Consider the following 12,543-nt stretch of genomic DNA (forward strand, 5'->3'; position numbering starts at 1 on the left):
TCAAGCGCGGATCAGGCTCGGATCAACTGCACGCCAGGAACCGCATGGCTGCCGGGCTCGCTCACGGCCTCGCGCAGGTTGCGGCGCGCAATGCGCGAGTGCTCTTTCATCAGCGCCTCGGCCCGGGCGCCCTCGCGCGCGGCAATGGCGTCCAGCACCTGGCGGTGCTGGTCCTGGGCCACCATCAGGCTGTGGCGCGCACGCGGCGATTCGGCCCGCGCCAGCACAAAGCCCGAAGGCGAGGCGAAGGGCATGCGCACCACGCGCTCCAGCTCGCGCTGCATGACGCTGCTGCCGGCCATGGAGTGCAGCAGGTCGTGGAATTCGGAGTTCAGCGCCACATAGCGCGAGAAGGCCTCATCGCCCCAGTCGGGCGCCTCCAGCACACGGTCGATGGCATCCAGGCAGCGGCCGGCCTGGGCCAGCAGCGGCTCGGCCACGCCGCGCTCGGCCGCCCAGCGCGCGGCCAGGCCTTCCAGCGTGCCGCGCAGCTCGATGGCATCGGCCACATCGGCCTCGGAGAACAGCCGCACGCGGTAGCCGCGCCCGCCGGCCATGGCTTCGAGCAGGCCTTCCTGCTCCAGCCGCATCAGCGCGGCGCGCACCGGCGTGCGCGAGATGCCCAGGCGCTGCACCACGGTCAGCTCGGCGATGCGCTCGCCTGCGGGCAGTTCGCCCGCAAGAATCATCTCGCGCAGTTGCAGCTGGGCCTTGATGACCTGGGAGTGGCTTTCCGTTTCGGAGGCGGCGGGGGCAAGCTGGGGGCTCATGGGGCTTTGTCTGGATGGAATGGGGTGAATGTATACATCCAAGGCGATTCATGGCGCATTTTTCCGCAAAAACACGGGAAAACACCAATCAAATGTATACAACCAATCCCAGCAAAGACAGTGACCCGCCTGTTTGTATACATCGCCATGGCATCATGGCCGGCTCCCTTTTTCCCCTGCCGCTGCAACCCAGGAGGTCACCCTTGCCGACGTTTTCCCGACACCCCGCCATGGCCGCCCACATCCTCAACCTGGCACGGGATGCCAGCGCCGATGCGCAGGCACCGCAGGCCTATCCGATCAAGGACTTCTTCCGCAATCCGGAGCGCGGCTTCTTCCGCCTGGCCGATGATGGAAAGACGCTGGGCTTCATGCAGCCCGTCGGCGTGGACGGCCATCCGGCGCGCATGAACATCCATGTGCAGGCGCTGGAGGGCAGCACCCCTGTGGGCGAGCCACGCCGCATCACGGCCGAGACCGAGCGCGACATCAGCAACTTCTTCTGGAAGGGCCCGGACGTGGTGCTCTACCAGAAGGACTTCGGCGGCGACGAGAACTTCCACGTGCTGGCGGTCAACGCGCGCAGCGGCGAAGCCACCGACCTGACGCCCTGGGACGGCGTGCGCGCCAGCATCGAGGACGACCTGGAAGACGACCCCGACCATGTGCTGATCAGCCACAACCGGCGCGATGCCGAGGTCTTCGACGTGTACCGCGTGAATGTGCACACGGGCGCGGCGCAACTGGTGGCGCAGAACCCCGGCAACATCGTCGGCTGGCAGACCGACCATGCGGGCCGCGTGCGGGCCGCCGTGGCCAGCGACGGCCTGAACAGCGCCCTGCTCTACCGCGACGACGAGGCCGGCGAGTTCCAGCCCCTGATCACCACCGACTACCGCACCAGCGTCAGCCCGGCCTTCTTCACCTTCGATGACCGCAAGCTCTACGCCCTGTCCAACCGGGGCCGCGACAAGCTGGCCCTGGTGGTCATCGACCCGGCCCGGCCCGATGAGGAAGAGGAAATCTTCGTGCCCGAAGAAGTCGATCTGGGCGCGGCGGCCTATTCGCGCAAGCGCCGCGTGCTGACCCTGGCCGCCTACCAGACCGACAAGCCGCAGTACCGTTTCTTCGATGCCGAGACCGAAGCCCTGTACGGCCGGCTGGCCGCGCAGCTGCCGGGCTACGACTTCGCCATCCAGGGCGCCAACCGCGCCGAGGACAAGTTCATCGTCGCCGCCTTCAACGACCGCACGCCGGGCGCGCGCTACATCTACGACGCGGCCGCCGATGCGCTGACCAAGCTGGCCGACATCAACCCGGCCATCCCCGAGTCCGCCATGTCGCGCGTGCAGCCCGTCAGCTACACCAGCCGCGACGGCCTGACCATCCACGGCTACCTGACCCTGCCGGCCGGCCGCGAGCCCAGGAACCTGGCCTGCATCATCAACCCGCACGGCGGCCCCTGGGCGCGCGACGGCTGGGGCTACAACCCCGAGGTGCAGTTCCTCGCCAACCGGGGGTTCTGCGTGCTGCAGGTGAACTTCCGGGGCTCCACGGGCTATGGCCGCGCGTTCTGGGAAGCGGGATTCGGCCAGTGGGGCCTGAAGATGCAGGACGACATCACGGACGGCGTGCACTGGCTGATCGACCAGGGCATTGCCGACCCTGCGCGCATCGGCATCTACGGCGGCAGCTATGGCGGCTATGCCACGCTGGCCGGCGTGGCCTTCACGCCCGACCTGTATGCGGCGGCCGTGGACTATGTGGGCGTGTCCAACCTGTTCACCTTCATGAAGACCATTCCGCCCTACTGGAAGCCGCTGCTGGACCAGATGCACGCCATGGTGGGCGATCCCGAGCGCGACAGGGAGCGCCTGGCCGCCACCTCGCCGGCCCTGCATGTGGAGCGCATCAAGGCGCCGCTGTTCATCGCCCAGGGCGCGCGCGATCCGCGCGTGAACAAGGACGAGAGCGACCAGGTGGTGAAGGCGCTGCGCGAGCGCGGCGTGGAGGTGCAGTACATGGTCAAGGACAACGAGGGCCACGGCTTTCACAACGACGAGAACAAGTTCGAGTTCTACGAGGCCATGGAGCAGTTCCTGGTCACGCACCTCAAGCCCTGAAGCCGTCCAGGCGCCCGGCCCCCCGGTCGCCCGGCCGCACAGCGCTACAGCACGGCGGGCTCCCCGCTTTGCTGCAGCGCCCACATGTCCGCATAGCGCCCGCCCGCCGCGACCAGCCGGGCGTGGGTACCGCGCTCGACGATGCGGCCCGCGTCCATGACCAGGATCTCGTGCGCATCGACCACGGTGGACAGGCGGTGGGCAATCACCAGCGCCGTCTTGTTGCGCGCGGCGCTTTGCAGCTCGGCCTGGATGGCACGCTCGTTGGCCGAGTCCAGCGCCGACGTCGCCTCGTCGAAGATCAGGATGGGCGGGTCCTTGAGCAGGGTGCGCGCAATCGCCACACGCTGCTTTTCGCCGCCCGACAGCTTGAGGCCGCGCTCGCCCACGCGCGTGGCATAGCCCTGGGGCGTGGCCTCGATGAAGTCGTGGATGCGCGCGGCGCGCGCGGCGGCCACCACCTGGTCGCGGCTGGCGCCGGGGCGGCCGTAGGCGATGTTGTATTCCACCGTGTCGTTGAAGAGCACCGTGTCCTGCGGCACGATGCCCACGGCGCCGCGCACGCTGTCCTGGGTCAGCTCGCGCAGGTCGTGCCCGGCGATGCGCACATGGCCGGACTGCACGTCGTAGAAGCGGAAGATCAGCCGGGCCAGCGTGCTCTTGCCCGAGCCCGAAGGGCCGACCACGGCCACGGTCTTGCCGGCCGGAATGGTGAAGCTCACGTCCTTGAGGATGGGCCGCTCGGGGTCATAGGCGAAGTCCACATGCTCGAAGCGCAGCTCGGGCGGCGCGCCGTCGGCCGGCAGGGGCCGGGCGCCGGGCTCGTCGGCCACCTCGCGCTCCTTGTCCATGAGGGTGAACATGCGCTCCAGGTCGGTCAGGCTCTGCTTGATCTCGCGGTAGATCACGCCCAGAAAGCCCAGCGGGATGTAGAGCTGGATCATGAAGGCATTGACCATGACCAGGTCGCCCAGCGACAGCCGCCCGTCCACCACGCCCTGCGTGGCGCGCCAGAGGATGGCGACCAGGGCCGTGGCGATGATCAGCTGCTGCCCGCAGTTGAGCATGCTCAGCGTGGTCTGGCTCTTGAGGCGCACGCGGCGCAGCGCCTCCAGGTTCTCGTCATAGCGCCGCGCCTCGAAGCCCTCGTTGCCGAAGTACTTGACGGTCTCGTAGTTCAGCAGCGAGTCGATGGCCTTGGTGTGCGCCGCCGACTCCTGGGCATTGGCCTCGCGCCGAAAGCGCGTGCGCCACTCGGTCACCGTGACCGTGAACGTGATGTAGAACACCAGCGCCGCCAGCGTGATGACCGCGAACCAGATATCGAAGCGCAGCGCCAGGATGCCCAGCACCAGCGCCATTTCGATGAAGGTGGGCAGGATGCTGTAGAGCGAATACGAGATCAGCGACTCGGTGCTGCGCACGCCGCGCTCGATGTCGCGCGTCATGCCGCCGGTCTGGCGCTCCAGGTGAAAGCGCAGGCTCAGCGCATGCAGGTGCTCGAAGGTGGACAGCGCAATCGCCCGCGAGGCGCCCTGCGTGGCCTTGGCAAAGACCAGGTCGCGCAGCTCGGTGAACAGCGAACTGGAAAAGCGCAGCAGCCCGTAGGCCAGCAGCAGGGCCACGGGCACGACGAGCACGGCCCGGGCGTCGCCGGCCTTCAGATCCAGCGCATCGACCAGGTGCTTGAGCAGCACTGGCACGCCCACGTTGGCGAGCTTGGCCCCGATCATGAAGCCCAGCGCCGCCAGCACGCGCCACTTGTATTGCCACAGGTAGGGCAGCAGGCGCCGCAGCGCGTTCCAGTCCCGCGACGGTGCCGGGGTTGGGACTAAGGGTAAATCCGTAGGGGAAGCGCTCTCGCGTCGCATGAAAGACAATTCTCGGTTGTTATATTGACCCGATTGTGCCCATGCCACCCCGCCCCGACCTCCCGCCCCATCCCTTGCCCGCAGACAAGGAGCTGGTTCTCAAGGTCATTCCCATGCCCGCCGATGTCAACGCCAATGGCGACATCTTCGGCGGCTGGGTCATGGCGCAGGTTGACCTGGCAGGTTCCGTGCTGCCCTCGCGCCTGGGCCAGAGCCGCATGGTCACCGTGGCCGTGAACGAGTTCATCTTCAAGCAGCCCGTGCGCGTGGGCGACATCCTGTCGTTCTACTCCAGCGTGCAACGCGTGGGCCGCACCTCGGTCACGGTCGATGTCGAGGTCTATGCCGAGCGCTTTGCCGACCAGGGCCGCTTCGTCAAGGTGACCGAAGCCCTGCTGACCTACGTGGCCATCGACGGCCAGGGCAAGCCCCAGTCACTGCCGGACAACGACCAGGTGCGCTCCTGGCGCGCATCGGCCGAGCGCAATGCAGAACGCAAGCAGCAGCAGGCCGGCTGAACCCGCCTGCGCCTCTGCAGCCATGAAAAAAGCGACCTTCGCAGGTCGCTTTTTCATTTCCGGCAGCAGAGATGGCTCATGCCAGCGACGGCGTGACGCGCGGCTGCAGCGAAGCCGCTGCGGTGGCCGCAGCCAGGGCAGCGGAACTGCTGGCGGCGCTGTCGCTGGAGGCGGCCGACGAGGAAGAGGACAGGCTGGAGGCACTGGATGCCACGGCCGAACCCGAAGATGAACGCGGCGAGGAACCGGCCTCGATCTGGCCCGTGAGCTCGCCACCCTCCTCGATCACCACCTTGCCGTAGCGGATCTTGCCGCTGACCTTGCCCGTGCCGTAGATGACCAGCTTCTCGCGCACGGTCAGCGTGCCGTCGAACACGCCATGGATCTCGGCGATGTCGATCTCGGCCGTGCCATGGAAGGCGCCCTGCTCGGCGATCTGGATCACGCGCGAGTCCATGGTGGCCTCCACCGTGCCTTCGACCACCAGCGTGTCGCAATCGGTGATCTCCACGCCCTTGAGCTTGATGTTCGGTCCCACGGTGAGCTTGCTGCCCGGGGAGTCCTGCGACACAGGCGAGGCCTGGCGCTGGGTGGATGCCGGGCTGGTCACGCTGGAGCTGGGCATGACGGCTCCCGAAGGGCTGCCGCCCGTGCTGGCAGCGCCTGTGCCGCTGCCCAGGGTGTTGCGGGAGGTGAAAGCATCGTTGTCGCGCTTGCCAAAGAACGGGTTCTGAACAGCCATGGGTGGGTCTCCTTCGGAAAAATCCGATGCTACGCACACGAACTGGCAACAAATGCCGGCATCTCGCAATAACGGTAACGAGATGGTTCTCCCGTTTCATGTGCTTGCAAGCCTTTCTCGATCACACACCGCGCATGCACAGGTCGCGCAGCGGACATGCGCAAATCAATAGGTGCATCTACACTCATTTCCATTACAGGCCACCTGCCCCACGCCCCATGACCTCCTCCACCTCAAGCGCCGCCAGTCCGGTCTGCACCTGCTTCATGGTGCGCAGCCTGTCGCGCAAGATCTCCCAGCTCTATGACGACACGCTGGCGCCCAGCGGCCTGCGCGGCACGCAGTTCAGCCTGCTGGTGCAGGCGCGCAATGCGCCCGACGGCCAGCCCACCGTCTCGGCCCTGGCCGAGCAGTTGCACACCGACCGCACGACGATGACGCGCAACCTGCGCACGCTGCAGCAGGCCGGCTTCATCGACCTGGTTCCCGGCGCGGATGCGCGCAGCCGCTGCGTGGTGGTCACGCCCGAAGGCCGCGCCCGCATCCGCGAGGCCGCCGCCCTGTGGCGCCAGGCCCAGCAGCGCGTGCGCGAGCTGTGCGGCAGCGAGCAGATCGGCGCGCTCGAAAGCCTGGTGCTGGGCATGCTGCCCGTGCTGGAAACCGCCACGCAGGAGAGCGCGGAATGAGCGCCGCCCTGCCCTCCGCAGCCCCTGGCGCTGCGGCCAGCGGGTCCGCGCATCCGTTGGTCAGCGGACCCATCGCCTCCACCCTGGTGCGCCTGGCCGTGCCCAACATGGTGGCGCTGAGCATGTCGGTGCTGGTCGCCGTGGCCGAGACCTACTACGTGGGGCAGCTGGGAACCGTATCGCTGGCGGCCATGGCCCTGGTGTTTCCGCTGGCCATGCTCACGCAGATGATGAGCAACGGTGCCATGGGCAGCGGCGTGTCCTCGGCCATCAGCCGCGCGCTGGGCGCGGGCGACGGCGCGCGTGCCTCGGCACTGGCCCTGCACGCCATCGTGATCGGCGCCATCGCAGGCCTGCTGTACTCGCTCATCTTCGTGCTCTGCGGCGCCACCTTCTACGGCTGGCTGGGCGGGCGCGGCGAGGTGCTGGCAGCGGCCACGGGCTTTGGCGCCGTGCTGTTCAGCGGCGCCATCCTGGTGTGGCTGTGCAATACGCTGGCCTCGGTAGTGCGGGGCACGGGCAATATGCGCATGCCCTCGGCCGTGATCTTTGCGGCCTCGCTGGTACAGATCGTGGTGGGCGGCACCCTGGGGCTGGGCCTGGGGCCCATGCCGCGCTGGGGCATGCCGGGTGTGGCCGTGGGCAACATCGTGGCCATGGTGCTGGCCGTGGCGGCCTTCCTGGCCTACCTGCAATGGGGCCAGCAGCGCCTGCAACTGGACTGGCGCACGCCGCGCCTGGCCTGGCCCATGTTCCGCGACATCCTGCGCGTGGGCGCCCTGGCCTGCCTGTCGCCCGTGCAAACGGCGCTGGCCGCGCTGCTGCTGACAGGCATGGTCGCCCGCCTGGGCCCGCTGGCCCTGGCCGGCTACGGCATAGGCCAGCGGCTGGAGTTTCTTTTGATTCCCATGGCCTTCGGCGTGGGCATGGCCGCCGTACCCATGGTGGGCATGGCCATGGGCGCCGGCCAGGTGGCACGCGCGCGCCGCGTGGCCTGGTCGGGCGGCGCCATGGCCGCCGCCCTGCTGGGCGTGCTGGGCCTGGTGGTCATGGCCTGGCCGCAGCTGTGGTCTGCCATCTTCACCAGCGACCCGGCCGTGCGCGCCTATGCCGACCTCTACCTGCGCACCGTGGGCCCGGCCTTCGGGCTGTTCGGCCTGGGACTGGTGCTGTACTTCGCGTCCCTGGGCGCAGGCCGCGTCTGGGCTCCCGTGCTGGCCGGCACGGTGCGTCTGCTGATCGTGGTGGTGGGCGGCGGCTGGCTCATGTCCAGCGGCCTGGGCAGCGCCCAGTCGCTGTTCATCCTGGTCGCCGTGGCCATGGCCGCCTATGGCGCAGGCACGGCCTGGGCCGTGTGGCGCGCGCGCTGGGGGTGAAGAAACGCAAAGAGAAGGCCCGCAGTCAGCGGGCCATGCTTCAAGAAACGATGTACGCCGCCGTCCCCGTGGACAGCAAGCTGCCATCGGCCCCCAGGAATTCCATGCGCGTATTGGCCACGCGCGAACCCAGCCGCAGCACCTCGGCGCGCAGGATGAATTCGCTGCCTATGCCGGGGCGCAGGTAGTCCACGCGCAGGTCGATGGTGCCCAGGCGCGAGAAGCGGTGCAGGCGCTGCAGCGGCGCATCTTCCATGTGCCTGGCACCGATGGCCGCCATGACGGCCAGGCCACCCATGGAGTCCAGGCCGGCGCTGATCACGCCGCCGTGGATGCGCTGGTAGGCCGCATGGCCTACGAGCTCGGGCCGCATGGTGATGCGGCCTTCAACCCGCTCGGGCAGCACTTCGGTGATGCGCAGTCCCAGCACCTGGTTGAAGGCGATCTGGCGCTCGAACACTTCGCGCAGCCCGGCGACGAACTCGGGCTCGAACTGAACGGGCGCCGCAGAGGCCTTCGTGGATTTCAGCACTGGCTGAAGTCCGGCTTGCGCTTCTCCATGAACGCGGTGAACGCCTCCTTCGCGGCAGGTCCGCTCATCAGCTTGCCGAAGCTCGCGCCCTCCTCGGCCATGCGCTCGCGCACCAGGCCGGACTGGCCGGCCTTCATGAGGCGCTTGGTTTCGATCAGGGCCGACAGCGGCTTGGCGGCCAGCTTCCTGGCCTGTGCCTGCGCCAGTGCATTGCATTCGCTGGGCGGCACGACGCGGTTGACCAGGCCCACTTCCAGAGCGGCTTCGGCCAGGAAGGGCTCGCCCAGCAGCAGGGCCTCGGCCGCGCGGTGGTAGCCGAGCATCTGCGGCAGCAGCAGGCTGGAGGCCGCTTCGGGACACAGGCCCAGGTTCACGAAGGGCAGCGAGAAGGCCGCGTTGTCGCCCGCATAGACCAGGTCGCAGTGCAGCAGCAAGGTGGTGCCGATGCCCACGGCCGGGCCGCAGACGGCGGCGATCACGGGCTTGGGAAAGGCGGCGATGTTGTGCAGGAAGCGCCAGACGGGGCGCTGCTCGCCCTCCGGCCTGGCGGCGCCGCCGGCCGACTGCTTGAGGAAGTCGGCAATGTCGTTGCCCGCGCTGAAGATGGCCATGTCGCCCTGGAAGACCACGCAGCGCACGGCGGCGTCTTCGCCGGCCCGGGCCAGCGCATCGGCCATGCTGGCGTACATGGCCTCGGTGATGGAGTTCTTCTTGTCGGCGCGGTTGAAGGTGATGGTGCAGACACCGGCTTCGGTGTGCACGAGGATGTCCTGGGTGGTTTCGCTCATGATGGTCTGTGCCCTTTGGCTTTATTCCTTGAAATACACGATCTGGTGGCTGCTCGCCAGCATCACGCCGGCTTCGCTCCACAGCTGGGCGCTCTGGTCGAAGAAGCCGTTGCGGAACTCCTGGCCGCGCGCCTGGGCCAGCAGGTGGCCCGTGCCTGCCGCGGCCAGTTCCTCGCGCCCCGCATGGAAGTAGACGGTGATGGACACCGTGCCCGCCGGGGTGCGCTGTGCACGGCGCAGCCACACGCGCGGGAAGAATACGTCAGCCAGGCCGGCCAGCGCGCAAAAATCCAGTGCACGCGGCGGTTCGTCGCGCACCCACAGGCGCGTGAGGCTGTCGGTCTCGCGGCCATCCCAGGTCTGGGGAATGATGCCGTCGAGAAAGCGCATGTCGTAGCGGTTGAGCCACTCCACGCCGCCCAGCGGCGGCACGCGCGGCACGGTGGCAGGAGCAGGCACCTCGGGCATGGCCAGGTCGGTGCCGCCCCAGGTGCTGCGCCGCGCGGCCGTGACGGCGGTGGCCGTGGTGACGACCTGGGCATCGCCATCCTGGTCAGGCTGGGTGATGGTCAGCAGCCAGTGCTGGGTGGAGCGGTTGGTGCGAACGGGCCTGGCCTCGATATCGAAGCGCCCCGCGCCCAGCGCGGCAGCGTAGTTGACGGTAATGGACAGCGGATCACCCAGGCACAGCGGATGCTGCTGGATGGCCTGCACCAGCGCGGCTGCGGTGATGCCGCCGTAGGGACCCACCATGTTCCAGTAGTCCTGCGTGGTCTGGCCCTGGTAGTGGCCAACGGCGCCGGTGGGCGTGAGCGCCACGGCCCGGTCGAGAGGATGGATGTCTGTGCTCATGGCAAAAGAGTGTGATGGCAAGCGGGGCCCGCGTCCGTCAAGCCGGCGACTCTGCGGGTGAGGGAAAGCGCGGGTGGGCAGCGGCAGCCGGCGACCTGGCCCAGCCCGAGAACACGTCCACGGCCCGGCCCCAGAGCGCTTCGCGCATATCGGCGCGGAAGAAGCCGAAATGCCCTATGCGCCGCAGTTGCAGCGCCTGGGGCTCGATGCGCTCGATGCGGCTGGGGGCATTGGCGTAGAGCGCGAACAGGTGCTCGGTACCGCGCCAGGTCATGAGTTCGTCGTCGCTCATGGACAGCGCCATCACCGGAAAGCGCACGGCGGCGTAGCTGCGCGCGGCGGCCTCGCCCTCGGCACCCACGCTGTAGCGCGGATTCAGGCACCAGCGGCGCCACTGCAGCATGACGCCGGCCGGCAGGTCGCCCACCTTGCGCAGGCGCCGGCCCGGAAAGTAGCCGCACAGGCGCGTGGCCACGGGCACCAGCACATGCCAGAAATAGGGAACCATGCGCTTGAGGCGGGGCGCGTTGTCACGCCAGTAGCCGCTGCCGGCGGCAATGCTCAAAAGGCCGTCCACCAGCTGCGGGGAGCGCAGCAGGCCCGGCAGCTGGGCGCCCAGGCTGTGGCCGACCAGGAACAGCGGCTGCTCCGGCAACTGCGCCTTGGCATGGGCGATCACGGCCTCGTAGTCGCGCGCCCAGTCGCACAGGTCGGCACGCACCTGGCGCAAAGAGCCTTGCAGGGAATCGCCATGGCCCCGGTAGTCAAAGCTGGTCACCCGATAGCCCTGGCCAGCAAGCCAGGTGGCAAAGGCCTCGTAGAAGGCCTGGCGCACCCCCATGGCCCCGCCGATGACCACGCTGGCGCGCGGCGGGCCAGCGGGCGTGTAGACGCGCAGCGCCAGCGTGGCGCCGTCGCTGCTGAGTTGGTGTTGTTCCATGGCTGTCTCCTGGTCGGTGCCGTTTCTGTGCCGGCTCGCATGGATGGGAAAGGATGGGATGAGCGGAAAAAACAAAGCCCCGCGAACGGGGCTTTGAGCAACGGTCAGACCCGCTCGAAGATGCCGGCGGCGCCCTGGCCCATTCCGACGCACATGGTCACCATGCCGTAGCGCAATTGCTTGCGGCGCAGCGCATGCACCACGGTGGCCGAGCGGATGGCGCCCGTGGCGCCCAGCGGGTGGCCCAGGGCAATCGCGCCGCCCATGGGGTTGACCTTGGCGGGGTCCAGGCCCAGCGTGTTGACCACGGCCAGCGACTGGGCGGCAAAGGCTTCGTTGAGTTCGAACCAGTCGATGTCGTCCTGCTTGAGGCCCGCATAGCGCAGCGCGGCCGGAATGGCCTCGATGGGGCCGATGCCCATGATGGCCGGCGGCACGCCCTTGCTGGCATAGCTCACGAAGCGCGCCAGCGGCGTGAGGCCGAAGCGCTGCACGGCAGCGCCGCTGGCCAGGATCAGCGCGCCTGCGCCATCGCTGGTCTGCGAGCTGTTGCCGGCCGTCACCGAGCCGCGCGCCGCGAACACGGTGCGCAGCTTGCCCAGGCCTTCCAGGCTGGTGTCGGGGCGCGCGCCCTCGTCCAGCTCCACGGTGCGCGTGCGCACCACGGGCTCGCCCTTGGCCAGGTCCAGGCCCCGGTCGGTGACCTCGATGGGCGTGATCTCGTCCTTGAACTCGCCGGCCTGCTGCGCGGCCAGGGCACGGCGGTGCGACTCCAGCGCAAAGGCGTCCTGTGCATCGCGCGAGACCTTCCACTGCTGGGCCACCTTCTCGGCCGTCAGGCCCATGCCATAGGCAATGCCCACGTCGCCATCGCGCTCGAAGATGGACGGCGACAGCGAGGGCGCGTTGCCCATCATGGGCACCATGCTCATGCTCTCGACGCCGGCCGCGATCATCACGTCGGCCTCGCCCACGCGGATGCGGTCCGCCGCCATGGCCACGGCCGACAGGCCCGAGGCGCAGAAGCGGTTCACGGTGATGCCGCCCACGCTGGTGGGCAGGCCCGCCAGCACGGCGCTGATGCGCGCCACGTTCAGGCCCTGCTGGGCCTCGGGGATGGCGCAGCCGCAGATGATGTCCTCGATGGCAGCCGGGTCCAGCCCCGGCACCTGGGCCAGCGCGGCCTTCAGCGTGGTCGCCAGCAGGTCGTCGGGACGGTAGTTGCGGAAAAAGCCCTTGTGCGACTTGCCGATGGGCGTGCGCGTGGCGGCGACGATGTAGGCGTCTTGGATTTGTTTCATGGAGATTGCTCCTAGATCTCAGTTATTCGTGGCCCGCAACGCAC

General features: G+C 68.6%; 12 protein-coding genes. 4 read left to right on the forward strand and 8 right to left on the reverse strand.

The genetic code is table 11. The features are described 5' to 3' along the window. Positions 1–11: 11 nt before the first annotated feature. A complete protein-coding gene (locus tag ACFPFG_RS14240) occupies positions 12–770 on the reverse strand; it encodes a GntR family transcriptional regulator (RefSeq protein ID WP_183020207.1) in 759 nt (252 codons plus the stop codon). A gap of 230 nt (positions 771–1,000) precedes the next feature. Between ACFPFG_RS14240 and ACFPFG_RS14245 the strand changes: the two genes are divergently transcribed. Next, complete coding sequence (locus tag ACFPFG_RS14245; protein ID WP_380110275.1) at positions 1,001–2,893, forward strand: S9 family peptidase; 1,893 nt, start codon at positions 1,001–1,003, stop codon at positions 2,891–2,893. Between the two features lie 44 nt (positions 2,894–2,937). On the opposite strand, the gene ACFPFG_RS14250 is transcribed toward ACFPFG_RS14245, so the two are convergent. Continuing rightward, positions 2,938–4,764, reverse strand: a complete 1,827-nt coding sequence (locus tag ACFPFG_RS14250) for an ABCB family ABC transporter ATP-binding protein/permease (RefSeq protein ID WP_380107104.1) — start codon at positions 4,762–4,764, stop codon at positions 2,938–2,940. 41 nt (positions 4,765–4,805) lie between these two features. Between ACFPFG_RS14250 and ACFPFG_RS14255 the strand changes: the two genes are divergently transcribed. Beyond that, positions 4,806–5,282 (forward strand): acyl-CoA thioesterase, encoded by a 477-nt coding sequence (locus tag ACFPFG_RS14255; RefSeq protein WP_013804190.1) that lies wholly within the window; start codon positions 4,806–4,808, stop codon positions 5,280–5,282. 76 nt (positions 5,283–5,358) lie between these two features. Here ACFPFG_RS14255 and ACFPFG_RS14260 read toward each other — a convergent pair whose 3' ends face one another. Further along, positions 5,359–6,024 carry a bactofilin family protein gene (locus tag ACFPFG_RS14260; RefSeq protein WP_183020205.1) on the reverse strand — a complete coding sequence of 222 codons (666 nt, stop codon included), beginning with the start codon at positions 6,022–6,024 and terminating at the stop codon, positions 5,359–5,361. A gap of 218 nt (positions 6,025–6,242) precedes the next feature. Between ACFPFG_RS14260 and ACFPFG_RS14265 the strand changes: the two genes are divergently transcribed. Next, a complete protein-coding gene (locus ACFPFG_RS14265) occupies positions 6,243–6,710 on the forward strand; it encodes a MarR family winged helix-turn-helix transcriptional regulator (protein WP_380107107.1) in 468 nt (155 codons plus the stop codon). Next, positions 6,707–8,086 carry an MATE family efflux transporter gene (locus ACFPFG_RS14270; RefSeq protein WP_197953324.1) on the forward strand — a complete coding sequence of 460 codons (1,380 nt, stop codon included), beginning with the start codon at positions 6,707–6,709 and terminating at the stop codon, positions 8,084–8,086. The genes ACFPFG_RS14265 and ACFPFG_RS14270 overlap by 4 nt, the downstream gene beginning before the upstream one ends. Before the next feature lie 40 nt (positions 8,087–8,126). On the opposite strand, the gene ACFPFG_RS14275 is transcribed toward ACFPFG_RS14270, so the two are convergent. The 5 genes from ACFPFG_RS14275 to ACFPFG_RS14295 all read right to left on the reverse strand — a co-directional run bounded on the left by ACFPFG_RS14275 (position 8,127) and on the right by ACFPFG_RS14295 (position 12,499). Further along, positions 8,127–8,618, reverse strand: coding sequence for a thioesterase family protein (locus tag ACFPFG_RS14275; protein ID WP_183020203.1), 492 nt, complete (start codon positions 8,616–8,618; stop codon positions 8,127–8,129). Next, positions 8,612–9,406, reverse strand: a complete 795-nt coding sequence (locus tag ACFPFG_RS14280; RefSeq protein ID WP_374622474.1) for an enoyl-CoA hydratase — start codon at positions 9,404–9,406, stop codon at positions 8,612–8,614. The genes ACFPFG_RS14275 and ACFPFG_RS14280 overlap by 7 nt, the downstream gene beginning before the upstream one ends. A 21-nt stretch (positions 9,407–9,427) precedes the next feature. Further along, on the reverse strand, positions 9,428–10,258 hold the full coding sequence (locus ACFPFG_RS14285; RefSeq protein WP_197953326.1) for an acyl-CoA thioesterase: 831 nt from the start codon (positions 10,256–10,258) through the stop codon (positions 9,428–9,430). A gap of 37 nt (positions 10,259–10,295) precedes the next feature. After that, positions 10,296–11,198, reverse strand: coding sequence for an alpha/beta hydrolase family protein (locus ACFPFG_RS14290; RefSeq protein ID WP_380107110.1), 903 nt, complete (start codon positions 11,196–11,198; stop codon positions 10,296–10,298). A gap of 104 nt (positions 11,199–11,302) precedes the next feature. Further along, positions 11,303–12,499, reverse strand: a complete 1,197-nt coding sequence (locus ACFPFG_RS14295; RefSeq protein ID WP_016446429.1) for an acetyl-CoA C-acyltransferase — start codon at positions 12,497–12,499, stop codon at positions 11,303–11,305. Positions 12,500–12,543: the final 44 nt, after the last annotated feature.

It is taken from the genome of Delftia deserti (genome assembly GCF_042653485.1).
Lineage (GTDB): Bacteria > Pseudomonadota > Gammaproteobacteria > Burkholderiales > Burkholderiaceae_C > Comamonas > Comamonas acidovorans.

Excerpts from the sequence above, each read along its gene's own strand:
- ACFPFG_RS14240 (WP_183020207.1), bottom strand. The coding sequence starts at position 770 with ATGAGCCCCCAGCTTGCCCCCGCCGCCTCCGAAACGGAAAGCCACTCC.
- ACFPFG_RS14245 (WP_380110275.1), top strand. The coding sequence starts at position 1,001 with ATGGCCGCCCACATCCTCAACCTGGCACGGGATGCCAGCGCCGATGCG.
- ACFPFG_RS14250 (WP_380107104.1), bottom strand. The coding sequence starts at position 4,764 with ATGCGACGCGAGAGCGCTTCCCCTACGGATTTACCCTTAGTCCCAACC.
- ACFPFG_RS14255 (WP_013804190.1), top strand. The coding sequence starts at position 4,806 with ATGCCACCCCGCCCCGACCTCCCGCCCCATCCCTTGCCCGCAGACAAG.
- ACFPFG_RS14260 (WP_183020205.1), bottom strand. The coding sequence starts at position 6,024 with ATGGCTGTTCAGAACCCGTTCTTTGGCAAGCGCGACAACGATGCTTTC.
- ACFPFG_RS14265 (WP_380107107.1), top strand. The coding sequence starts at position 6,243 with ATGACCTCCTCCACCTCAAGCGCCGCCAGTCCGGTCTGCACCTGCTTC.
- ACFPFG_RS14270 (WP_197953324.1), top strand. The coding sequence starts at position 6,707 with ATGAGCGCCGCCCTGCCCTCCGCAGCCCCTGGCGCTGCGGCCAGCGGG.
- ACFPFG_RS14280 (WP_374622474.1), bottom strand. The coding sequence starts at position 9,406 with ATGAGCGAAACCACCCAGGACATCCTCGTGCACACCGAAGCCGGTGTC.
- ACFPFG_RS14285 (WP_197953326.1), bottom strand. The coding sequence starts at position 10,258 with ATGAGCACAGACATCCATCCTCTCGACCGGGCCGTGGCGCTCACGCCC.
- ACFPFG_RS14290 (WP_380107110.1), bottom strand. The coding sequence starts at position 11,198 with ATGGAACAACACCAACTCAGCAGCGACGGCGCCACGCTGGCGCTGCGC.
- ACFPFG_RS14295 (WP_016446429.1), bottom strand. The coding sequence starts at position 12,499 with ATGAAACAAATCCAAGACGCCTACATCGTCGCCGCCACGCGCACGCCC.